25 protein-coding genes and 1 tRNA gene are annotated in these 21,830 nt (G+C 67.5%); 7 read left to right on the forward strand and 19 right to left on the reverse strand.

The features are described 5' to 3' along the window. Window positions 1-72 precede the first annotated feature (72 nt). Both pheS and pheT read left to right on the forward strand, forming a co-directional pair. Complete coding sequence (gene pheS / locus NNY25_RS01265; protein WP_265569545.1) at window positions 73-1,143, forward strand: phenylalanine--tRNA ligase subunit alpha; 1,071 nt, start codon at window positions 73-75, stop codon at window positions 1,141-1,143. After that, window positions 1,140-3,491 (forward strand): phenylalanine--tRNA ligase subunit beta, encoded by a 2,352-nt coding sequence (gene pheT / locus NNY25_RS01270; RefSeq protein WP_265569546.1) that lies wholly within the window; start codon window positions 1,140-1,142, stop codon window positions 3,489-3,491. The genes pheS and pheT overlap by 4 nt, the downstream gene beginning before the upstream one ends. Here pheT and NNY25_RS01275 read toward each other — a convergent pair. The 5 genes from NNY25_RS01275 to ftsE are packed head-to-tail and all read right to left on the reverse strand — an operon-like array spanning window position 3,488 to window position 6,732. Beyond that, complete coding sequence (locus NNY25_RS01275) at window positions 3,488-3,928, reverse strand: PaaI family thioesterase (RefSeq protein ID WP_265569547.1); 441 nt, start codon at window positions 3,926-3,928, stop codon at window positions 3,488-3,490. The two genes, pheT and NNY25_RS01275, sit on opposite strands and share 4 nt — an antisense overlap. Window positions 3,929-3,939: 11 nt before the next feature. After that, window positions 3,940-4,623, reverse strand: coding sequence for a lysophospholipid acyltransferase family protein (locus NNY25_RS01280; protein ID WP_338112450.1), 684 nt, complete (start codon window positions 4,621-4,623; stop codon window positions 3,940-3,942). Further along, window positions 4,623-5,159, reverse strand: a complete 537-nt coding sequence (locus NNY25_RS01285; protein ID WP_265569548.1) for a YdcF family protein — start codon at window positions 5,157-5,159, stop codon at window positions 4,623-4,625. The genes NNY25_RS01280 and NNY25_RS01285 overlap by 1 nt, the downstream gene beginning before the upstream one ends. Next, complete coding sequence (locus tag NNY25_RS01290; RefSeq protein WP_265569549.1) at window positions 5,156-6,025, reverse strand: cell division protein FtsX; 870 nt, start codon at window positions 6,023-6,025, stop codon at window positions 5,156-5,158. The genes NNY25_RS01285 and NNY25_RS01290 overlap by 4 nt, the downstream gene beginning before the upstream one ends. Then, on the reverse strand, window positions 6,022-6,732 hold the full coding sequence (gene ftsE, locus NNY25_RS01295; RefSeq protein WP_265569550.1) for a cell division ATP-binding protein FtsE: 711 nt from the start codon (window positions 6,730-6,732) through the stop codon (window positions 6,022-6,024). Before ftsE ends, NNY25_RS01290 begins: the two co-directional genes overlap by 4 nt. Window positions 6,733-6,838: 106 nt before the next feature. Between ftsE and NNY25_RS01300 the strand changes: the two genes are divergently transcribed. Continuing rightward, complete coding sequence (locus tag NNY25_RS01300; protein WP_265569551.1) at window positions 6,839-7,690, forward strand: zinc-ribbon domain-containing protein; 852 nt, start codon at window positions 6,839-6,841, stop codon at window positions 7,688-7,690. 3 nt (window positions 7,691-7,693) lie between these two features. Here NNY25_RS01300 and NNY25_RS01305 read toward each other — a convergent pair whose 3' ends face one another. Next, window positions 7,694-7,942, reverse strand: coding sequence for a hypothetical protein (locus NNY25_RS01305; protein WP_265569552.1), 249 nt, complete (start codon window positions 7,940-7,942; stop codon window positions 7,694-7,696). Window positions 7,943-8,098: 156 nt separating this feature from the next. Here NNY25_RS01305 and NNY25_RS01310 point away from each other — a divergent pair. Beyond that, window positions 8,099-8,185, forward strand: a tRNA-Leu gene (locus NNY25_RS01310). A gap of 42 nt (window positions 8,186-8,227) precedes the next feature. Here NNY25_RS01310 and NNY25_RS01315 read toward each other — a convergent pair. From NNY25_RS01315 to NNY25_RS01330, 4 genes are all read right to left on the reverse strand, one after another. After that, entirely contained in the window at window positions 8,228-10,984 is a 2,757-nt protein-coding gene (locus NNY25_RS01315) for a carboxypeptidase-like regulatory domain-containing protein (protein WP_265569553.1), read from the reverse strand. 29 nt (window positions 10,985-11,013) lie between these two features. Continuing rightward, window positions 11,014-11,820: a fimbrial biogenesis chaperone gene (locus NNY25_RS01320; RefSeq protein ID WP_265569554.1), complete on the reverse strand. Its 807-nt coding sequence runs from the start codon at window positions 11,818-11,820 to the stop codon at window positions 11,014-11,016. 248 nt (window positions 11,821-12,068) lie between these two features. Beyond that, a complete protein-coding gene (locus tag NNY25_RS01325) occupies window positions 12,069-12,674 on the reverse strand; it encodes a DUF4402 domain-containing protein (protein ID WP_265569555.1) in 606 nt (201 codons plus the stop codon). A gap of 155 nt (window positions 12,675-12,829) precedes the next feature. Beyond that, entirely contained in the window at window positions 12,830-13,363 is a 534-nt protein-coding gene (locus tag NNY25_RS01330; protein ID WP_265569556.1) for a DUF4402 domain-containing protein, read from the reverse strand. 79 nt (window positions 13,364-13,442) lie between these two features. Here NNY25_RS01330 and msrB point away from each other — a divergent pair, with 79 nt between their 5' ends. Continuing rightward, entirely contained in the window at window positions 13,443-13,847 is a 405-nt protein-coding gene (msrB, locus tag NNY25_RS01335) for a peptide-methionine (R)-S-oxide reductase MsrB (protein ID WP_265569557.1), read from the forward strand. Between the two features lie 46 nt (window positions 13,848-13,893). After that, window positions 13,894-16,020, forward strand: coding sequence for a transglycosylase domain-containing protein (locus NNY25_RS01340; protein ID WP_265569558.1), 2,127 nt, complete (start codon window positions 13,894-13,896; stop codon window positions 16,018-16,020). Here NNY25_RS01340 and NNY25_RS01345 read toward each other — a convergent pair. Both NNY25_RS01345 and NNY25_RS01350 read right to left on the reverse strand, forming a co-directional pair. Further along, on the reverse strand, window positions 15,979-16,626 hold the full coding sequence (locus NNY25_RS01345; protein ID WP_265569559.1) for a M48 family metallopeptidase: 648 nt from the start codon (window positions 16,624-16,626) through the stop codon (window positions 15,979-15,981). The two genes, NNY25_RS01340 and NNY25_RS01345, sit on opposite strands and share 42 nt — an antisense overlap. 40 nt (window positions 16,627-16,666) lie before the next feature. Continuing rightward, window positions 16,667-17,104, reverse strand: a complete 438-nt coding sequence (locus tag NNY25_RS01350) for a YcgN family cysteine cluster protein (protein ID WP_265569560.1) — start codon at window positions 17,102-17,104, stop codon at window positions 16,667-16,669. Between the two features lie 79 nt (window positions 17,105-17,183). Between NNY25_RS01350 and NNY25_RS01355 the strand changes: the two genes are divergently transcribed. Then, window positions 17,184-17,777 carry an ankyrin repeat domain-containing protein gene (locus NNY25_RS01355; RefSeq protein ID WP_265569561.1) on the forward strand — a complete coding sequence of 198 codons (594 nt, stop codon included), beginning with the start codon at window positions 17,184-17,186 and terminating at the stop codon, window positions 17,775-17,777. Window positions 17,778-17,780: 3 nt separating this feature from the next. On the opposite strand, the gene NNY25_RS01360 is transcribed toward NNY25_RS01355, so the two are convergent. The 7 genes from NNY25_RS01360 to dnaQ form a co-directional block, all read right to left on the reverse strand. Beyond that, window positions 17,781-18,257, reverse strand: a complete 477-nt coding sequence (locus NNY25_RS01360) for an MmcB family DNA repair protein (protein ID WP_265569562.1) — start codon at window positions 18,255-18,257, stop codon at window positions 17,781-17,783. Window positions 18,258-18,331: 74 nt separating this feature from the next. Next, a complete protein-coding gene (locus NNY25_RS01365) occupies window positions 18,332-19,003 on the reverse strand; it encodes a cell wall hydrolase (RefSeq protein ID WP_265569563.1) in 672 nt (223 codons plus the stop codon). Window positions 19,004-19,180: 177 nt separating this feature from the next. Then, the gene (locus NNY25_RS01370) at window positions 19,181-19,522 is read right to left on the reverse strand and encodes a DUF1491 family protein (RefSeq protein ID WP_265569564.1); all 342 of its coding nucleotides are present in this window, start codon (window positions 19,520-19,522) and stop codon (window positions 19,181-19,183) included. After that, window positions 19,519-19,986 carry a PaaI family thioesterase gene (locus tag NNY25_RS01375; RefSeq protein WP_265569565.1) on the reverse strand — a complete coding sequence of 156 codons (468 nt, stop codon included), beginning with the start codon at window positions 19,984-19,986 and terminating at the stop codon, window positions 19,519-19,521. The genes NNY25_RS01370 and NNY25_RS01375 overlap by 4 nt, the downstream gene beginning before the upstream one ends. Then, the gene (locus NNY25_RS01380) at window positions 19,976-20,440 is read right to left on the reverse strand and encodes a PTS sugar transporter subunit IIA (protein WP_265569566.1); all 465 of its coding nucleotides are present in this window, start codon (window positions 20,438-20,440) and stop codon (window positions 19,976-19,978) included. Before NNY25_RS01380 ends, NNY25_RS01375 begins: the two co-directional genes overlap by 11 nt. 63 nt (window positions 20,441-20,503) lie before the next feature. Continuing rightward, complete coding sequence (hpf, locus tag NNY25_RS01385) at window positions 20,504-21,067, reverse strand: ribosome hibernation-promoting factor, HPF/YfiA family (protein ID WP_265569567.1); 564 nt, start codon at window positions 21,065-21,067, stop codon at window positions 20,504-20,506. A 62-nt stretch (window positions 21,068-21,129) separates the two neighbouring features. Next, window positions 21,130-21,828 (reverse strand): DNA polymerase III subunit epsilon, encoded by a 699-nt coding sequence (dnaQ, locus tag NNY25_RS01390; RefSeq protein ID WP_265569568.1) that lies wholly within the window; start codon window positions 21,826-21,828, stop codon window positions 21,130-21,132. Window positions 21,829-21,830: the final 2 nt, after the last annotated feature.

The raw sequence follows: 21,830 nt of genomic DNA on the forward strand, positions 1-21,830 counted from the left end.
GCTTGAATAGCGAACAATTGGAAGGGCGCGGAAGGCTTGGCATTCCGCGCCCTTTCTCTATGGAAAGCCCCCATGATCGATCGTGAAGAAATCCTCGCCCGGATCGGGGCGGCCGACGACGCCGCGTCGCTCGAGGCGCTGCGCGTCGAAAATCTCGGCAAGCAGGGCAAGGTCACCCAGCTGCTCAAGACGCTGGGCAAGATGAGCCCCGACGAGCGCAAGACCGAAGGCCCCAAGATCCACGCGCTGCGCGAAGCGGTGCAGGGCGCGCTCGATGCGCGCAAGGCCGAGCTCGACCGCGCCGAACTCGAAGCGCGGCTGAAGACCGAGACGCTCGACCTGTCGCTGCCCACCCCGGCCGCGCCGCAGGGATCGATCCACCCGGTCAGCCAGGTCATGGACGAGCTTGCCGAAATCTTCGCGGACCTGGGCTTCGCGGTCGCCGAAGGCCCCGAGATCGAGGACGACTGGCACAATTTCGGGGCGCTCAACATTCCCGAGGCGCACCCCGCGCGCGCCATGCAGGACACGTTTTACATTGCGCAGGGCGACAACGAGGAGGGGGCGCCGCAGGTGCTGCGCACGCACACCTCGCCCGTCCAGATCCGCACCATGATGCGTGACAAGCCCCCGCTGCGCATCATCGCGCCGGGCCGCGTCTACCGCTCGGACAGCGACGCCACCCACACGCCGATGTTCCACCAGGTCGAAGGCCTCGTCATCGACCGCAACATCCATCTCGGCCACCTCAAGTGGACGCTCGAAACCTTCCTCAAGGCCTTTTTCGAGCGTGACGATGTCGAACTGCGGCTGCGCCCCTCCTATTTCCCGTTCACCGAGCCGAGCGCCGAAGTCGACGTCGGCTACTCGATCGAGAACGGCCGACCGGTCATCGGCGGTCGCGAGAACTGGATGGAAGTTCTGGGGAGCGGCATGGTCCACCCCAAGGTCATCGCCAATTGCGGGCTCGATCCCGACGAGTGGCAGGGCTTCGCCTTCGGCTGCGGCATCGACCGCCTCGCCATGCTCAAATACGGGATGGACGACTTGCGCGCCTTCTTCGACGCGGACCTGCGCTGGCTCCGCCACTACGGGTTCAGCTTCCTCGACACGCCCACCCTCTCGGCAGGAGTGGGCGCATGAAGTTCTCGCTCGAATGGCTCAAGCAATTCCTCGACACCGACGCCTCGGTGAGCGATCTCGCCGACGCGATGACCGCGATCGGGCTCGAGATCGAGGGTGTCGAGGACCCGGCCGACAGGCTCGAAGGATTCTCGGTCGCCAAGGTGCTGACCGCCGCGCCGCATCCCGATGCGGACAAGTTGCAGGTGCTGACCGTCGACACCGGTGACGGCAAGCCGCTCCAGGTCGTGTGCGGCGCGCCCAACGCGCGTGCCGGCATGAAGGGCGTGCTCGGCCAGCCCGGCGCGACCGTGCCCGCCAACGGCATGGTGCTGAAGAAGGCCGCGATCCGCGGCGTCGAATCGAACGGCATGATGTGTTCGACGCGCGAGCTCGAACTGGGCGACGATCACGACGGCATCATCGAACTGCCCGAGGACGCGCCCGTCGGCGCCAGCTTCGCCGACTATTCGGGTGCCTCGCCCGTGTTCGACGTGTTCATCACCCCCGACCGTGCCGATTGCATGGGCGTGATGGGCATCGCGCGCGACCTCGCCGCCGCAGGCCTTGGCACCTTCAAGCCCGTCGAGGTCCCGACCATCGAGACCGACGGCTCCTGCCCGGTCGAGATCCGCACCGACGACAGCGAAGGCTGCCCGGCTTTTTACGCGCGCGTCATCACTGGCGTGAAGAACGGTGCCTCGCCCGAGTGGATGCAGCGCCGCCTGATCGCGGCAGGCCAGCGCCCCATCTCCGCGCTCGTCGACTGCACCAACTATCTGATGCTCTCGACCGGCCGCCCGGCGCACGTCTACGACCTCAATAAGCTCTCGGGCCCCGTCGTCGCGCGCCGCGCCAAGGCGGGCGAAAAGGTCCTCGCGCTCAACGAGAAGGAATATGAGCTCGACGAGAGCATGACCGTGATCGCCGACGACAAGGGCGCGCACGATATCGGCGGCATCATGGGCGGCGAGCATTCGGGTGCCGACGAAGCCTCCACCGACGTCCTTCTAGAGATCGCCTATTTCGATCCCGACCGGATCGCCAAGACCGGCCAGAAGCTGATGCTGTCGAGCGATGCGCGTACCCGCTTCGAACGCGGCGTCGATCCCGCCTTCATGGACGACGGGCTTGCGCTCCTCACCGACCTCATCGTGAAGACCTGCGGCGGCACGCCGAGCGAGGTGACCCGCGCGGGCACCCCGCCGATGGAGCGGCCGACGATCACGTTCGACTGGAACCGCACCGCCGCGCTCGGCGGCATCGAGGTGCCGCGCGAACGGCAGGTCGAGATTCTCGAAAGCCTCGGCTTCACGGTCGAGGGCGACGACGTCACCGCGCCGACCTGGCGTCACGACATCGAAGGCCCCGCCGACCTCGTCGAGGAAGTCGCGCGCATCGTCGGCTTCGACCAGGTCCCCTCGACCCCGCTTCCGCGCCCCGATGGTGTCGCGCACCCGACCGCGACCCGCAGCCAGGTGGTCGAGCGCCGCCTGCGCCGCGCGGCGGCCGCGCGCGGGTTCAACGAGGCGATCACGTGGAGCTTCATCCCGACGAGCCAAGCCGACCTGTTCGGCGGTGCGCCCAACCTCGTCGCCAACCCGATCAGCGAGGACATGAAGGCGATGCGCCCGTCGTTGCTACCGGGCCTCGCCGCCGCCGCACGCCGCAATCTCGACCGCGGCGCGTCGAGCGTGCGCCTGTTCGAGGTCGGCCGCCGCTACCTTGCCGAGGGCGAGAAGCCGACCGCCGCCCTGCTGATGGCCGGCGAGCGCAGCGCGCGCGACTGGGACGTGGGCAAGGCGACCGGCTTCACCGCGTTCGACGCCAAGGCCGAAGCGCTCGCCTTGCTCGAGGCAGCCGGCGCGCCGACCGACAATCTCCAGCTGTTCATGGATGCTGGCGAGACCTGGCACCCGGGCCGCTCGGCCAAGCTCGGCCTCGGTCCCAAGAAGATCCTCGCCGCGTTCGGCGAACCGCATCCCGAGCTCGCCAGGGCGCTCGACCTGCCCAAGGGCACGGTGGTCGCGGAGATCTTCCTCGACCAGATCCCGCAGCCCAAGAAGACCGAACGCGCCCGCACGCCCTACGCGCCCCCCGCGCTGCAGGCGGTCAGCCGCGACTTCGCCTTCATCGTCCCCAACGACCTTCCCGCCGACCAGCTGGTCCGCGCGATCCGCGGGGCCGACAAGAAGGCGATCGTCGATGCGCGCATCTTCGATCGCTACGAAGGCAATGACGCGCTCAGCCTCGCGGTGGAGGTCACGCTCCAGCCCGAGGCGAAGAGCTTCACCGAGGAAGAGCTAAGCGCGATCTCGAAGAAGATCGTCGAGGCGGCGGTAAAGAAGGGCGCGACGCTGCGCGGCTAGTCGTCGAGACCGAAGATCAGGCAGGTCGACGTGGCGGTGGCGATCAGGCGCCCGTGCCCGTCGACCAGCTCGGCTTCGGCAAACGCCGCCTTGCCGCCCATCTTGGTCACCTTGCCGGTCGCAATCACGACGCTGCCGTCGCATTGGAGCGGGCGCAGGAAGCTCGTCTTGATCTCGAGCGACGTGTAGCCCTGACCGGGCGCGAGCGCGCTATGCACGGCGCAGCCACAGGCGCTGTCGAGAAGGGTCGCGGCATAGCCGCCGTGGACATAACCCATCGGGTTGGCGACCTGCGGTCCGACGCGTCCCTGGAAGACCGCGCTGCCCTCGGCCACGTCGATGAGCTTGAAGTCGAGCGACTTGGCCATCGGCACATGGATGTCTTTTTCGATTAGGGAACGAAGCTGCTCGAGCCCCGACCTGCTGCTATCGAACATCGCTCACCCCCTCAGTCGTTCAGCGCGTTGATCGCCTCGTGCACCCGCCGCTCGACTTCCTCGCGCGGCAGGCCCGGCGGGATCGTCTCGCCGACCTTGAACCGGATCACGCCCGAACGCTTTACGAACCCCTTGGGCCAGATCCGCCCACTGTCCTGCGCCACGGGGACCACCGGCAGCCCCAGCATCTTGTACAACCCCGCAAAGCCGGGGCGCAATGGCGGTTTTTCGCCGTGCGGAATCCGCGTCCCTTCCGGGAAGATCACCACGGGACGCCCCGCCGCCTTGGCCTTCTTGGCCGCTTTCATCATCGAGCGCAGCGCCGCCGCGCCCGCTTCGCGGTCGACCCCGATCACCCCGTAGGTGCGATTGACCTTGCCGAAAATGGGCAGCGTCGTCAGCTCGCGCTTCATCACCACCACCGGCGTGCGCGCGAAGCGCAGCGTGTCGACCGCCTCGACCATCGCTTCGTGCTTAACCGCGACGAGGTAGGGCCCGTCGGGAATCTCCCCGTCCCACTCGAACCGGATGGCGAGCACGTGGCGCACCAGCCAGCGATGATAGTCGGCCCAGAAATGCACGACCGCGCGCAGCGGTGCCTGACCGAACAGCGCGGCGACCAGCGCCGCCGACGAGATGATCAGCGTGCCCGGATAGAAGAGCAGGACGAAGAGGATCGAACGAAGCAGTGCCATCAGATTCCCAGGAGCAGCCCGAGCCGCCGCAATACGTACTTGTTATATTCGAGAAACAGCGTTGCCAGCCCGGGTTCGGTCTTGACCGCGTCGTAGACGATATAGGTGTCCTCGGGGAGCGCACGGCGGAACTCGAACGCGGCGCGGCGCATGTGCCAGTCGCTGGTCACTAGCCGCACCTCGTCGAATTCGTTGGCTTCGAGCCAGGCGCGCGCTTCCTCGGCGTTGGAGCGGGTGTCGACCGATTCCGAGCCCAGCGTCACGCAGCACTCGATCAGTTCCTCGCGCCCGCCCAGCCGCTCGGCGATGTCCGCCTCGGTGACGAGCGGGTCGGTCCCCGCGATCAGGAGCTGCTTGGCCTTGCCCGCTTCGAGCCGGTCGACCGCCTGCTCGATGCGACCCGAGCCGCCGGTGATCACGACGATCGCCTGCGTCTCGCGGCTGTCGGCCGGCGCCGGCTCGCCGAGCGACACCGCGAACAGCGCGAAACCCAATGCGTACAGCATGGCGACAAAGGACAGGAGGCGGAAGATCATGGCGTGCGGCGCAATGTCGCAATCACGGCGCCGCGTGCAACCGTCATTGCGATGAGGGTCGCGGCGAACGGCAGCAAAGCGAGGACGAACAGCGCGCCCGGGCCGATCGGTGCGCCACCCCCGAGCCAGCGCTCGCTGACCTGCCCGGCGCCGAACAGCAGGAGGAGCAGTCCGCCGGCGGCTGCCGCCCCGACCAGCGCGCCCGCCAGCGCGTCGAGCGCCATGCGCCGCTGGAATAGTGCCGCGACCTGTGCGTCGGTCGCTCCGACGCCGTGCATGACTGCGATGGTCGAGCGATTGGCGGCGAGCGCCGCGCGCGTCGCGAGCACGACGGCCGCGCCTGCCGCCAGCCCGATAAGCAGCACCAGCCCGAGCGACACCCATCCGAGCGCGCGCAGCGAGCGCACCAGCGGTGCCAGGGTCGACCGGCTCGAACTCAACTGTGCGGTCGGAAACTTCGTGCGGGCCGCTTTCTCGACGACCGCCGCGTCGGCACCCGGTGTCAGTGTCACTTCCGCCAGCGCGGGAATCGGAAGGTCGGCGCCCTCGCTCGCCGCGCCGAGCCAGCGTTCGAGACTGTCGACGACCGCTTCGCGCGGCACCGCCTCGACGCTTCGCACCTGCGGCAGCCCGCGGATCGAAGCGGCCAGCGCCTCTTCCTTACCCGCACCGCCCGGCAATTGGAGCGTGTAGCGGCTCGCGCTCGCGTCCTCGAGCGTCGCCGCCCCGTGCGAGACGGTCAGTCCCGCTGCCGCCACGAGCATCATCACGAAGGTCATGATCGCGATCAGCCACGGGGTCGCTCCGCTCAGCCGGCCGCCCGGCAGCAGGCGCCGCTCGGCCGCGCTCATCCTCAGCACGCTCACGCCCCGGCCTCCTCGCGTCGTTGCGGCGGGTGGCGCAGTGCGCCGGTGGGATCGGACAACTTGCCGCCCTCAAGCCGCACCAGCTGCGCGCCAGGCACCTGCTTGACCAGCGACAAGTCGTGCGTCGCCAGCACCACGGTCGTGCCGAGCTGGTTCAGTCCCGAAAACAGCCCGACCAGACGCTGCGCCATCTCGGCATCGACGTTGCCCGTCGGCTCGTCGGCGATCAGCAGTTCGGGTCGCGCGATCACCGCCCGCGCGATCGCCACGCGCTGCTGCTCGCCCCCCGACAGAGTCGGCGGCTTGGCGCGCGCGCGGTCGGACAGGCCGACCCAGGCGAGCATTTCGCGCACCGGCTGTTCGAGATCGGCATCGCTCATCCCCGCGATGCGCAGCGGCAGCGCGACATTGTCGAACGCCGACAAGTGCTCGATCAGCCGGAAGTCCTGGTAGACGATCCCGATCCGGCGGCGCAGCGGCGGCAGGGCCTCGCGCGGCAGGTCAGTCACTTCCTGGTCGAACATCGTGATGCGCCCGCGCGTTGGGCGCTGGGCGAGATACAGAAGTTTCAGCAGCGATGTCTTGCCCGCCCCCGATGGGCCGGTGAGGACGTAGAAGCCGCGCTTGTCGAGGGTGAAGTCGAGATCACGCAGCACCTCGGCCTCGGTGCCGTAGCGCAAGCCCACTCCTTCGAACGAAACCATCATGAAGTCGAACGCCCCCGGATCATCGTCTCGTCTTCTCGCACGCCCCCTTCGACTTGCCAATCCGTTGCAAGTCATGTTTACCGCCAGAAAGCGAGACGGGAACATAATGATCTTAACCTGCCCAGCATGCGAAACGCGCTACGTGGTCAAGGACGGGGCTATCCCGCCCCAGGGACGCAAGGTGCGCTGCGCCAGTTGCGGCAACAGTTGGCATCAGGATCCCGATGCGGATGACGGCGAGTTCGTGCCGCCGCCCGTCGAGACGCCACCGCCGCCCGTGACGGAGGATTTTGCGCCCCCGCCACCCGAGCCCGCCTACGAGGCGCCCGAACAGGCACCGCCGCCGATCCCTGAGCCGCCCGTGACGCTCGACGACGAACCGGTCGCCCCGGAAGTCGCCGCGGCCGTGGAGGAGCAGGCCGCGATGCAGGAGGCGGCGATCGCGCAGGAAGCGCTGCCGCACACGTCGCTCGATCCCGTCGAACCCGCCGACGACATGCATTTCGCGGACCCCGACGACGATGGTTGGGGCGAGCCCCGGCGTGGGCGCGGGCGCACGATCCTGCTCGTCCTCCTATTGCTGGTCGCCGTGGCCGCCGCAGCGTTCGTTTTCCTCGCTCCCGACGCGCTCAAGGAGCGGTTCGGGATGGCGGGCGCAAAGCCTGCTTCACCGCTGCAGGTGGTGCTGACCTCCTCGGACCGCCAGGCGGTGCCGAGCGGCAACGAGCTGTTCACGGTTGCCGGACGCGTCGTCAATCCGACCGAAACCGAACAGCGCGTGCCCCCGCTGCACGCGGTGCTGCGCGATGCCCAGGGCCGCGTCGTCTACAGCTGGACGATCGCTCCGCCCGCGCCGACGCTCGCACCCGGCGAGGCGGCGAGCTTCAACAGCGCGGAAGTCGACGTGCCGGCGGGCGCGGAAAAGCTGACCCTGTCGCTCGCCGATCCCGGAGCCTGATTTCTATTCGAAGATGACGATCCGTGCCTGACGGGCGATCCCGTCGGCATCGGTCAGTCGCGCCATGCGTCGCTGCGCCCCTGCGGGCAGCATCCCCGTCTCGGCATTTTCGGCGGTAAGGCGGAACGGTCGCTCGATCCTCACGCTGGCACGGCCGCTCGCCTGCAGCGCGCTCGCACCCATCGGCGCCGCGCTGTGCGGCCCTTCGGCTGGCAGCGTCATCGCTGCAAGGAGGAGTGTCGCTCCGACCATCTGCCGGACTTAACGCGAATCGAAGCGGGATGGTTACCGTGACCCTAACGAGCGTCCCGATGCGGGACGCGCAAATCGGGCGTTGCATGGGGCAGGACGCTTTGCTAGAGGCGCCGCCAGCCAGTCGAGCCTTCTGAAGGCTCCTCCATGAAATGTGCGGTCGTGGCGGAACTGGTAGACGCGCAACGTTGAGGTCGTTGTGGCCGAAAGGCCGTGGAAGTTCGAGTCTTCTCGACCGCACCATTTCTCCCTGAAAATCTGGAAAAACCGCCCCTTTCGGGGGCCCTATTCGCCTCCGCCCAGCGCGGGCGCGAGCGAGGCAGTGGCGACAGGCGGCGGTTGCGGCGGGTCGATCCCGTCGGGCAGCGTTGGGGTCGGCGCGGACTCGGCGATCCGCCCCGTCTCGGGCTTGAGCGCGATGGTGCCGACCCGCTGGTAGGGCGCGTCGGGAGTGACCAGCACGGGCGTGTCGAGCGACGCTTTGACCTGGAGGAACGCGGCCGACGCCTTGGCGATGGCGAGGCGGTAATTGCCGTAGGGCACCTTTTCGATCAGGAAATAGCCGTCAAATTCGCTGCGCGCGCTCGCCACCTTGCGGCCCGTGCGATCAAGCAGCACGATTTCCACCCCTTCGGTCCCGCCGCCGCCGGCATTGACGAGGACGCCCTCGACCATGCCCGCACCGACCAGCGGGATGTCGACCGAAGCGGTGACGCCCGGGCGCGGCACGACCACGCGCAGCGCCTCGGCCGGGGCGAGCGAAGGATCGATGGTGGCAAGGTCGACTCCGACCGCCACCGGCGTGTGCGTGGCGAGCCCCGCCATCACCACTTCGCCGCGATCGTCGGTGACCGCGTCGCTCGCACGCATCCCTGCGGTGATCCCCGCGCCAGCCTGATAAGGCTCGTCGGCATCGCGAATCCCATTGCCGTTGTCGTCGCGGAACAATCGCGCCTTGATCGATCCGTTGCGCGCCAGCGTCCTGGAGGTCGGTCGCCAGCGACCGTTCGGAGCATCGATCGAGAAAGCGAGGTTGATCCCCGCCGCGACCGATCCGTCGGTGGCAGCCTCTGCAGTCAAGGCGAGCGAGGCAATGTCCAGCTTTCGAATATGGCTGACCCGCGCGCGCAGTCGCCCAGCATCAGGCTGCCAGCCGATCCCCGCGTCCCAGTCGACCCGTTCGCCGGCCGACCAGTAGGCGCTCAGTTCGGCGGTTCGCAGCCGTCCCTTGTCGAGGTCGAAGTCGGTGACTCCCTGGAGCCGGACCTTGCCGACACGGCCTGACCCGATCAGTCGCGCCCCGATCGCGTCGGAGGGCGTTCGGTAAGCGTGGCCGATGCCGCTGCGGGTCCAGTCGAATTCGGTGCCGAGATTGAACCGGCCGAGGGCGACGTTGAACCGTGTCGCTGCCTCGAGCGCCTTCGAACCGTCGGCATTGTCGGTCAATCGCAATCGCGCGGTCACCGGTACGGTGCGCTTGCCGAGCTTGATCGGCACGCTTGCGCCCGCGACATATTCCGCGCGGACCGGATTTTCGCGACTGTCGATGGTCAGCCCGCGATTGAGTCGGCTCGAGAGCGACAGCGCGACCTTGCCAAGCTGTGCGATGGCGCGGCTGCGCAACTGGAAGCCGCCTTTCTCGTTGGCGCTCGCCGACACTTCGACGAACGCACGCCCGAGAGTCCGGCGTACCGCACCCTCGACATAGGAGACGCGCTGGTCGTCTTCGAGCAGCGTCTGCGCGAGGAGGCCGACCGATGTCTTGCGGTCGAGCCCGTGGTCGAGCGCGACGGTTGCCTGGAGGTCGTATTGCGGCTTGTTGCCCCCGCCCAGCTCGACCAGCTGACGGCCCGGTTGGCTGACCGACGCAAAATACCAGGTCTGCCCGGGCGGAATCTGCTGTTCGCCGACCGTCACCGATTCGAGGCGGCGGCGGATCTGGCCCTGCGGTCCATAGAGGACGATCTCGACTTCGTTGTCGCCGTAGGTCAGCTCGATGTCCTCGAACAGATACTTGCCGTCGGGCGACGCCGTGGCGAAGGCCAGCAGCTGGCCGTTTCGGTAGAGTTCGGCGTCCCAGCCGGCAGGCAGTTCGCCTTCGAAGGTAACGCGATCGAAATTGGCGAGTCGGCGCAGCGGGCGGTTGGTGACGAGCGCGCCGCGCCCGCCGCCCGCAATCGACCCGACGCCGTTGGCGCCGTGGACGAGATCGCCGATCTCGAGATGGGTTGCGTGGAGGAAACCGAGCAGGTCGGCGCCCGGGTCCGAGCGATAGGCGCGCAGACGCAGGCTGGTGCCGTTCAGCTGTTCGTTGGCCAGGCGCGCGTCGAACGACATTTTCGCGATCTCGCCCGAGGCGTAGACCGCCGCACTGCGGTCGATCTTGACGCCGCTATGTGCGCTGTAGGCCGCGCCGCCGCTGACGATCACGTCGAGCGCAGGGGTGCGCCACATGCGATAGGGCAGCTTTACTTGCGGGAGTGCGGCCATGTCGAAGGTCGCACGCTCGAGGAGCGCCTCGGCGCGCTTGCGACGCTCGATGGCGAGTTCGACCGGCAACTTGGCTTCCGATTCGACACGCAACAGCGCGCCCGACATGTTCGCCTCGAGCCCCAGATCGAACCAGCGGGCGAGCGCGTCGCTGGCCACGCACCAGCCTTCGGGAACCTCGCGAATATCGCTTTTTGCAATTGCCTCGCGATTGCGGGCGGTAATCACTTCGCCAGCAGCGCGATCGATGTCGATGGTATTTTCCTCGGAAAACGCCCAACCGTGTGCTCGCTGTTCTTCGATATCGATTTTCAAAGGCACGTCGAGCGTCGACAGGAAATCGCCGAAGACGATGCACGCGCCCTCTGGCGTCGGGTAAGCACGCACGCCATCGCCGATGCGGTTCATCCGCAGACGGACGTCGAGCAGATACTGCTCCTCGGGATCGGCGACCCAACGCTCGGTAACCGGGCTCTCCGCAGGTGCGGAAACGCCGCCGGCCACGAGGGCCAGCAGCGTCAGCGCGTTCCTGAAGATGGACCGGAGCCGCATCGCTGGTTCTTCTTCCCCCCGGCGCCGCCCTAGGGGAGGACCGCGTCGTAGGCCGCGATCACCGCGCCGCCGTCATTGGGGTGCTCGCGGTAGGTGACCTTGACCGGTCCGCTGAGCGTGCCCTGGTAGTCGCCGCGTACCGGCACCTTCACGGTGCGGTCGGCAATCTCCGTATAGAGCGCGATCCCGCGGATTTCCGCGATCGGCATCTCCTCGCCGTCCTTGGTGATCTCGATCGCGCCGTAGGTCGAGCGATCGCCTGCGCGCTTGAGGTCGACCTCGATCGCGCGCTCGTTCGTCGTGCGTACGTCGGTGATCGTGGTGTCGACTTCGAGCTGGCCGAAGCGGACGATCACCGGGATCGATACGCCGTAGACCGGGATCAGGCGGAAACTCATGCCACCGCCCACTTCGCGCTTTTCCACCGGGCGCGGCTTGGGAATCGCGCGAAACAGCAGGTGGACGCGATATTCGCCGTCGGCGAGGCCCTGCGGCGCGCGCGCGGCGATGCGGATCGCCTGCGGCTGGCCGGGCGGCAACGTCACGCGGCGCGGGGCGAAATAGATCATTTCCTGCGCCAGGCGCTCGGCCTCGGTGGGATCCTCGACCTCGATCAACTGGCCGTCGGGCGTCATCCGGCGCAGTTCGGCCGACACGCGGTAGGTCGCCTCCTCTTCGCCGATATTGTTGAGCAGCACCTCGGTGCCGCGCCCGTTGGTCAGGACGATCCTGGTCGGGGCGACCAGGAGGTCGCCCACCCCGGCATTGGCGGAGACCGGCACCAGCGTCGCAGCGAGGGCGGCAACAGCGGTCATCAGGCGGTGGGAACGGGTCATCGGCGACATACTCCTGGTCCTGCGGCGCAGCTCTTGCGCCGTTTCGGACCTATTCCTCGCCAAAATTGGTTAATTTTATGCCAACCCTGTTCGTTCTTTCGGGGCGCAAGAGCCCGGCGCTGCCCACGCGTCGGCGTCGTCGATTAACATTTCCGCCGGAGTAGGCTGCGTGCCGACCACGAAAAAGGGCGCCGGCAAACGCCGACGCCCTCCTTCTTCAGGACCGGGAAGCCCCGGTCGTCAGTCGCTTACTCGTAGTCGGCGCTGACGGTGAAATCACCCCAATAGTCGCCGTCCGTCTGGTTGTCCGGGACGGTGATCGAGCCGCCGACGTTGAAGTCGAAGCTCGCGGCGCTGCCCGCGGCACCCGTGTTCGGGAGCGTCACGGTGTGCTCGTTGTCGGTCCCGGCAGCGGTCGCGGCACCGAGCACCGAGGCCTGGCCCGACAGGCTGACGTCGATGAACGGATTGGCGGTGTTGCCGTCGACATAGAGACGGGCCGACTGCGGGATCGTGACGACCACGTTGACGGCGCGCGTGCCCGAGAGCGAATAGGTTTCGTAGGTGCTGGTGTCGCCGGTGTTGAGCGAGCAGGTGAAGCCCGCGCAGCTGGCGGTGACCGAACCGTCCTCGGCGCTGACCGCGACGGTCGCGCTGGTGAGGCCCGTGCCGCCCGACGGCAGGACGATCGTGCCGAAGTCCAGCTCGCCGGTGTTGGTGATGTCGATCGGGCGAACGATCTTCACCTTGGCGCGGCCTTCGGTGTTCGGGTTGGCGGCATGTGCCGGCATCGCGGTGAGCGCGACGGCAGCGATCGAGGTGCCGAGAACGGCGAGACGCTTAAAATTGGTCATCTGGTTATTCCCCACTGGTCCATCAGAAGTGATTCGGCCTGCCAACTCGAAAAGCCGGCCGTCCGTGGTTTGGGGAATTAACCCTGATCGCTTACGGCTTTGCTCAGGGCCATGGTAAATTTGCCGTTTACGATTCCGCTAAAACGGAATGGATTTCACAGATATTCCACCGAAATGGGGATATCTCCGCGAAAATCGCCCTCCAGCCCACCTTCGACGATCAGGCGCCCGCCGAAGTTGAACTGGAAACTTCCATCGCCCCCGAGCGCGGGAAAGTCGGAAAAGTCGGCACTGATGTCCTCGAGCACGATTCGCCGGCCGTCGACCGAGTGAAGCTCGATTCGCGCGGGCATGTCGATCGACACGCGCCGTCCGGGCTCGCCGTGGATGGTGACGCTGCCCAGCATGGCGCGCGAGGAAATGGCAGTGACCGAGCCCGACACGCGCCGTTCGCCATCGGCGGCGAGCGTTGCGCTGCCCTCGCCCGAATCGAGGACGATCAGCTGCGCGAAGTCGAGTTGCGATTCGACCTGCAGTTCCACGAGTTGCTGCTCGCTTTCGGACTGGTTGGGCGTGGTGACCGGGCTCGAGCACAGGCGGCACTGGGCGTTCCCCGCGGCGGGCAGTGCCACGGAAGCCAGAATCGCGACCAGAGTCGCGCCAATCGGGGCAAGCCAGCCCTTGGTCATGCTCCCGGCCTATTGGGCGAGGATGAAAACAGGGTTAATGAACGGGCAACTTTTTGCCCCGCCGACGCTTGGAGACGACATGACCGACAAGTCCCGCACCGATGCCGAATGGAAGGGGAGCCTTTCCGCCGAGCAATATCGGATCCTGCGCGAGGGCGGGACGGAGCCGCCTTTCTCGGGCGCGCTCAACGGCGAGAAGCGCAAGGGACGGTACCGCTGCGCGGGCTGCGGGACGCTCCTGTTCGCATCCGACGCGAAGTTCGACAGCGGCTCGGGATGGCCCAGCTTCACCGCGCCCGCAGAACGCGACGCGATCGACGAGCGGTCCGACCAGAGCCACGGCATGACCCGCGTGGAAATCCGCTGTTCAGCTTGCGAGGGCCATCTTGGCCACGTCTTCCCCGACGGACCCGGCCCGACCGGCCTGCGCTACTGCGTCAACAGCGCATCGCTCGATTTCCGGCCCGACGAGGACGACGACTGATTTCCCGATTGTCGCGAACGGCGCGGCGGTCTAGCGACGAGACCGGATGACCAACAAGACCAACGCCCGCCGCCTCTTCATCGGTTTCGTCAAGTGGGGCGTGGCCCTGGCACTCGTCGGGCTGGTCGGCCTGGCGATCGCGGTGGGAATCGCGATGCAGTCGCTCCCCTCCTACCGCGAACTCACCCGCCGCGACGATCTCGGCCAGACGGTGCGCATGCGCGCGGTCGACGGCACGGTCCTCGTCTCGATGGGCCCGAGCTTCGGGCGATGGCTGACCTACGACGAGATCCCCGAGACGATGAAGGTCGCGATGGTCGCGGTCGAGGACCGTCGCTTCCGCAGCCACCCCGGTGTCGACCCGATCGGCATCGTGCGCGGCATCGCGGTCGCGGTCCGCGACGGTGGCCGCGTCCGCGCGGTGTCGACCATCTCGCAGCAGCTTGCGCGCAACATTTTCCTCCATCCGCGCCGCGAGATGGGTCGCAAGGTCAAGGAAGCGATCATCGCGCTCGCGCTCGAGCAGAAGTTCACCAAGGACCAGATCCTCGAGCTTTACCTCAACCGCGTCTATTTCGGCGGCGGCGCCTACGGCATCGACGCCGCCAGCCGTACTTTCTTCGGCCATTCGGCGACCGAGCTCGAACTGGGCGAGGCCGCGATCATCGCCGGGCTGGTCAAGGCGCCCTCGCGCTATTCGCCGACCGCCGACGTCGAAGCGGCGCGCAGCCGCGCCGGCGTCGTCCTCGACCTGATGGTCGACCATGGCGACCTCTCGCCTGCCGAGGCGCGCGGCGTCGATCCGGCCGAGATCAAGCTCGAGCGCCGCGCCAACGAGAACAGCGCGCGCTACTTCACCGATTGGGCGCTGCCCCAGCTCGACACGCTGATCGACGAGACCGGCGAGCCGATCGACGTGTGGACAACGCTCGACGCGAAAATGCAGGACGCCGCCGACGCCGCGATCAATGCGCACGCGCCGAGCGGGGCACAGGGCGCGCTGGTGGCGATCGACCGCGACGGCGCGGTTCGCGCGATGGTCGGCGGCAAGGACTATGTCGAATCGATGTACAACCGCGCGACCGTCGCCAAGCGCCAACCGGGAAGCGCGTTCAAGCTGTTCGTCTACCTGACCGCGCTCGAGAACGGGCTGCGTCCCGACGACATGGTCGTCGACGAGCCGATCGAGATCGACGGCTGGGCGCCGCGCAACTCCAACCGCCAGTTCCTCGGCGAGGTCAGCCTGCGCGAAGCCTTCGCCCGATCGATCAACACGGTCAGCGCCTCGATCGGCGCGGAGTTCGGCTTCTCGACCATCGCCGCGATGGCCAACCGGTTCGGCATTTCCGACAACGTGTCGACCTATCCCTCGATGGTGCTGGGGACGAGCGAAGTGCGCCTGCTCGACCTGACCCGCGCCTATGCCGCCGTCTCGAACGGCGGCGTGTCCGCCCCGCCCTATGCGATCAGCAAGGTCGTCACGGCGGAAGGACGCCTGCTTTACCAGCACCAGCGCAGCGCGGACCGCGTGCTGGTCGCGCCGTGGGTTGCGGCGGAGATGACCGACCTGCTGCAATCCGCGGTCCAGTTCGGCACCGGCCGCGCGGCCCAGATCGGGCGGCCGGTCGCAGGCAAGACCGGCACCACCAACGACAATCGCGACGGCTGGTTCGTCGGTTTCTCCTCCGGCCTCACCACCGGCGTGTGGATGGGCCGCGACGACAACAAGCGCGTCGGCGGCCTGGCGGGCGGAACCGCGCCCGCGCAAGCGTTCCGCGACTTCATGGTCAAGGCGGTTGCCGGCCGCCCGGTCGAGGAATTCGACACAAACGGTCCGCTGCCCGAATGGGAACTCGAGCCGGACGAGGAAGCCTGGTTCGGCAACGAGCCGCTGATCGGGCCCGACGGCGAGATCATCGGCCTGCCCTACGATCCCGCGGATCCGCTGGCGCCGTCACCCGACGGTGGCGAAGTCGACCAGAGCTGGCTCGACGACGTGCTGCGCCGCGATCGCCAGCGCCAGCCTCAGGAGGTCCCGCCGCCCAGCCAGGACGGACCGGGCGCGGTTCGGGTCGTGCCCCAGCGCGTCGAGCCGCAGCGCGTACAGCCGCCCCAACCGCAGCAGCAGCCGTCAACCGACCCGCTGAAGCCGCTTCCCCCAGACTCGCAATAGGCCCTTCGCTTCGCGGACCGATCCGCCGAAAAGCTTGGCCTCGAGCGCGTGGAATGCACGGCCATGGTCCATGTGGACGCGGTGCGCGACTTCGTGCGCGACGATGTACCGCCGGACCTGCGGCGGCATCATCACAAGCCTCCAGCTGTAGCGCAGCCGCCCTGCCGACGAGCAGCTGCCCCAGCGGCTGCGCGCATCGCCGACCGACACGCCGGCGATCCTGACCCCGGCAGCGGCGGCCATCGCGGCGGTTTCCTCGCTGAGGATGGTGCGGGCCTGCTCCTTCAACCACCGCGAGACGCGGCCCGCGAACGCCTCCTCGGGGCCTCCGGTGACGATCGTATCGCCTTCGAGGCGAACGCGGCGAGAGGCGCTCTCCTCATGGACGAGAAGAAGCTCCCGCCCATCGAACGGGATCGTCGCACCCGGGACCAGCCGGATCTCCTCCGGACGCCCCTTTCGCTGTCGTTCGATCCAGTCGCCATGCTCGCCAGCCCAGCGCAACGCCATGGCGAGACCGAGACGCGATGGGATGGTGAGCTTGAGCAGGTCCTCGCGCGGGTCGTAGCGCAGCGCCATGCGGCGCGCGCGCGGATGGCGGCGCACTTCCAGTGCAACCTCCTCCTCGCCGATGCGAAGTCGGTGCTCAGAGCGCGCGGTCGACAAGGTGATGCTCGATGTCGCCGGCTTCGTCCTCGTCGATCGTCCAGCCGCGCACGGACTCGCCCGCCTGATGGACGGTCTCGCGGCTGCCGGACACGAGGTAATGCCAGGCGGGCAGCGGCTTTCCCTCGTGGCGCAGGCGATAGGCGCAGCTTGCGGGGAGCCAGCCGATCGTGCCGACGCCTTCCCGCGTCAACTGGGTGCAATCGGGCACGTGGCGCTTGCGCGTCTCGTAGTCGCGGCAGCGGCCCGTCTCGCGGTCGAGCAGGCGGCACGCGATGTTGGTGGCGTAATAGTCGCCCGTGTCCTCGTCCTCGGCCTTATGCAGGCAACAGCGCCCGCACCCGTCGCACAGCGCTTCCCATTCGCCCGCGTCGAGGTCGGCCAAGGGCTTTTCCCAGAAAGGTTTTTTGCTATTCATGGCGTGAAGCGACCCTTGCGCGGGCAACTTGGCGGCTGCAAGGGCAAAATCCATCGATGGGGCAGGAGGATTCGACGACGTGGGGAAGTGGTTCGTGACAATGGCGGGGCTAGCGATGCTGGCCGTGGTGCCGGCGCAGGGGCAATCGGGGCCCGAGGGCGAGAAATTCATCGCCGCGGTGCGCGAATTCAACGGCGCGGTCGCGGTCCCCATGCTCCAGGCGCCGGGCTCGCGCATTGCCAACTATAAGGGGCATGACGGCGAGACCGGACTTCACATCGCCACCCGCGCCAAGAAGGTGGCGTGGATCGAGGCGATGCTCATCCACGATGCCGATCCCGACATTCTCGACAAGGACGGAGAGACCGCGCTCCACATCGCGATCCGCAACGATCATCTCGAAGCGGTCGACCGCCTGCTCGCCTTCGACGCCGATCCCAATCTCGGCAATCGCTGGGGCGAGACGCCGGCGATCCTCGCGGTCCAGCTGCGCCGTCCCGACATCCTCGAATCGCTGCTCGAGGAAGGTGCCGATCCCGACAAGGTCGACCATGCCGGCGGCATGTCGGCGCGCCAGTATGCGGCGCGCGACACGCGAAACCCCGAACTGCTCGCGATCATCGAGAAGACGCAGGCCCAGCCCAAGCTCGAGTTCGGGCCGATCCTGCGCTAAACGTCAGCGTCCGTCGTCGAGACCCGGGTCGAGCTGCCCCGCCAATCGCCGCGCCGCGCGTCGTGCCAGTCGCAGCGTCTCGGCCTTGCGGCGTGCGGGGGCGAGCGCCTGCTCCGCCGCCTCGCGCGCCATCGCCGCATCGTAGCGATCGGCGACGATCAGCCCCGCGCGCTCGGGCAGATATTCCTCTCCCTCGCAGATCGCCGCGAGCCCGGGCGGCACCGCCCAGTAGAAGCGGTCGCAATAGTCGAGATAGTCGTGCCACTTGGCATCGCCTACGAGGTCGCTGCGCGCGACCTTGATCTCGACGATGACGAGCTTGCCCTTGCGGTCGAGTCCCATCAGGTCCGCGCGCCGTCCGTTGGGCAGCGGCACCTCGCAGATCGCGAAGATGTCGGCGCGCGCGAAAAGTCGCGTCACGCCGCGGGCGACATCGAGCGCGAGCGGCGGCGACTCGTCTAGACAGGGAAGATCGGCCATCCGTCCGACCTAGAACAAAAGGGGGCCGCGAACCAGCGCTCGCAGCCCCTTTTTCGAACCGGCGATGGACCGGATCAGTTGTAGAAGACGTGGTTGCCGACCGTACCGACGCGGTTGAGGCGCCAGCCCGGGCTGACGCGGCGCGCATGGAAGAAGAGCGCGCCAGCGACCTGCGATTCGTGATGGGCGCCGTCGACGATGCGCGCGATTGCGACCGCCTTGCGCCACGCCGACGAACCGCGGTTCGGTTCGGGGATGCGCCCGCCCTTGACGAAGCTGAACTGGCTGCGCTGCGTGACGACACCGCAATAGGTCGCCGGGAAACGGCGCGATTCGGCGCGGTTGGCGATGACTTCGCCGACGGCCAGCTGGCCGGCGAGCGATTCGCCGCGGGCTTCGAAATAGACCGCCTTGGCGAGGCATTCCATCTGCTCGTCGCGCGGTTCGCCACCGGCGAATTCGGCGACCAGGCCCGGCAGGTCCTGCGGCAGGACGGCTTGTTCGATCTCAGCTTCGGCCTCGACCGTGTCCGCGGCGTCGTCGAAAGCCTGCTCGGCGAGCAGGGCGACGGTATCGACCTCGATGAGGTCGGCTGCGACGGCTTCTTCCTCGGGAGCGAACGCGACCGTGCCGGGCAGGATCGCCGAGCCGTCGATCGCGAGATTCGCGGTATCCGCCACTTGCGCGGGTGCGACCGACGATGCCGTCAGACTGGCCGCGATGAGAAGCGCCGTGCGCAAAGTCACCTTCATAAGGTCCTGTCACTGTGCGGTGAACCTCGCGTCCGGAACCGGAAGCGGCCTAAACCGTTTTCCTGTCATCCCGGGGCGATGTCCCCCGACTGCGTGGCAACTCTTAGCCGTCTGGCTAGGGATGCCCCCCGCAATAGTTAGCGCGCCCATTTTCGCATGCGTGCGTCAGGATCAAGGCAAATCGATCATTTCAGCGACGAACCGTTCGCCATCCGCGACGTCCAGTTCGATTAACCATAAGTCCGGATCGTTAACGCGACGCCGTTCGGCGAAATCCTTGATTTTGGCCGATTCTGCATTTTCGTCCGGCCCCACGCAGCCCCATCTATAGTTGCCGTCGAGCTCCAGCCGACGCTCCAGAAACCCACGATGCGCGCCCTTTTCGAGCAGGTGAAGGAGGATCGACCCGCGCTCTTCGTCGCCCTTCGCCAGGATCGTTCCGAACCCGCCCTCGCCGCCCACACGGCGCAACAGCGCACGCGCTTCGACTCCGGCGGCGAGCCGCGGGCTCATTCGGACAGGCGGTAGCCGGGCAGCCCCGACAGCGCGATGTGCGAGCGCATGAACGTGCCGGTCCCGCGCGCTGTCTCCTCGCCGGAACTGTCGAGTATCCGCGCCTCGGCTACCAGCACGCGCCGTCGGCCCGACACCCAGCGCCCCTCCGCCACCGCCTCGCCCGCCTTCATCGGCCGGGTGAACAGCAGGTTGAACGCGGTCGTCAGCAGGAAACGGTCGGTCACCAGCCCATTGGCCGCGTAGAAGGCCGCGTCGTCGAGCATCTTGAAATAGACCGTCCCGTGCGCCGCGCCCGCAGCGTGGAAATGGCGTTCCTCGACCTGGAACCGGATCCGCGCCAGCCCCGGCTCGGGTAGCTCGATGCGGCTGTCGAAGCGCTCGTTGATGGGCGCGGAGGCATAGAGCGCTTCGAGCGCCCGGCAGTGCGCCTCGGCGCCGCTCGGACTGGCCTCAGGCGGCATGAAGCTCGTCGGCGCCGAGCAGCACGCTCGCCATCGCGTCCTTGCTGCGCGCGCCGCGGATCTGGTCGAGTGCGTCGCCGTGCCGGATGAGGCGGCTGACCGCGGCCAGCGCGCGCAAATGTTCCGCGCCCGCATCGGGCGGCGAGAGCAGCAGGAAGACGAGGTCGACCGGCATCTTGTCGATCGCCTGATAGTCGACCGGTTGGTCAAGCCGCGCGACGAGCCCGTACACATGGTCGAGCCCGCTGACTTTGCCGTGCGGAATCGCGACCCCGCCGCCGAACCCGGTCGAGCCGAGCTTTTCGCGCTCGACGATAGCGTCCGTGACCAGGCCGGGGTCGAGCCCCAGCTGCTGGCTCGCGACCTGCCCCAGCGTCTGGAGAAGCTGGCGCTTGTTGCGAGCGGACAGGTTCGCCCGGATGGACGAGGAGTCGATGAAACTACTCAGATTCATAACGTACGTGCTGCACCCCGGATACTCGCTCGGGGCGCTCCCTACTCGAAACCCTACGGCTTGTCAGCCTTTTCGCGGTTCGACCCAGCCGATCGTGCCGTCGTCCCGCCGATACACCATGTTGAATTCGCCGGTTTTTCCGTTGGTGAACATCAGAGCGTTGGTGTTGCGAAGGTCGAGCATCATCACCGCGTCGGACACGCTGGCGACCGGGATATCGGTCATCGTCTCGGCGACGACGGCGGGATGCTCGATCGGTGGTGCTTCCTCGGCCATCGGCGCGAAGATCGTGTAGCCGGCCTCGTAGTCGCGACCCTTTTCGGGCTCGCCGCGCCGCTCGCGCAGCCGGTCGACGTAGCGCTTCAACTGCCGCTCGATCTTGTCGGCCGCTCCGTCGAACGCGACGTGCGCGTCGCCGGCGCGGTTGGAGGCCTTGAGCACGATGCCCTGGTTGACGGGCGCGACGATGTCGCACGTGAAATCGTCGTGCGGGCCGCGCCCGAACGTGACGTTGGCACCGACCGAGCGGTTAAAATACTTCTCCGCCATGTGGCCGATGCGGTCGCTGACATGGTTCTGGAGGGCCTCACCGGTTTCCACCTGATGACCTGCGACACGGACGTCCATGCGCCCCTCCTTTCCGTTGGTGCAGCCCTGGGGACGGGCAGCGTCTGTTCAACCGAGATGGGTTACGCGACCCGTTCCCACAAGGGGTCGTCCATCTTCGCAATAAACGCACGGTGACGCGACAGTTCCTCTTCGCTCGGCGCGTGCGGGCGCGGTTCGCGCCGCGGCCTCGTCGGTGTGGCGCCGGCGGCGGCGGCGATCGCCTGCGGCGAGGCCCCGGCCTGCTGTTCGGCCGCCAGCGAGAGGCCGATCTGGCGCCCGCCGGTAAGCTCGACATAAACCTGCGCGAGCAGCTGCGCATCGAGCAGCGCGCCATGCTTGACGCGCTGGCTGCGATCGACACCGAAGCGAGTGCACAATGCATCGAGGCTATGCTTGGCGCCCGGATGTCTCGAGCGCGCGAGCACCAGCGTGTCCACCATGCGCGTCATGCACACCTCGGTGCGCCCGCAGGTCCGCAGCTCGTAGTTGAGGAAGCCGAAGTCGAAGCTCGCATTGTGCGCGACCAGCGGCGAATCGCCGATGAACTCGAGCAATTCCTCGACCTTGTCGGCGAACAGCGCCTTGTCAGCGAGAAACGCGTCGGACAGGCCGTGAACGGCCTCCGCCTCGCTCGGCATCGCGCGCTGCGGGTTGAAATAGCAGTGGTAGGTGCGGCCCGTCTCGACCCGGCCGATCATCTCGACGCAGCCGATTTCCACCATCCGGTCGTTCCCAGGGGAAAGGCCGGTGGTTTCCGTGTCGAAAACAATTTCGCGCATGA

Origin of the sequence: Sphingomicrobium nitratireducens (assembly GCF_026157035.1) — a bacterium.
Lineage (GTDB): Bacteria > Pseudomonadota > Alphaproteobacteria > Sphingomonadales > Sphingomonadaceae > Sphingomicrobium > Sphingomicrobium nitratireducens.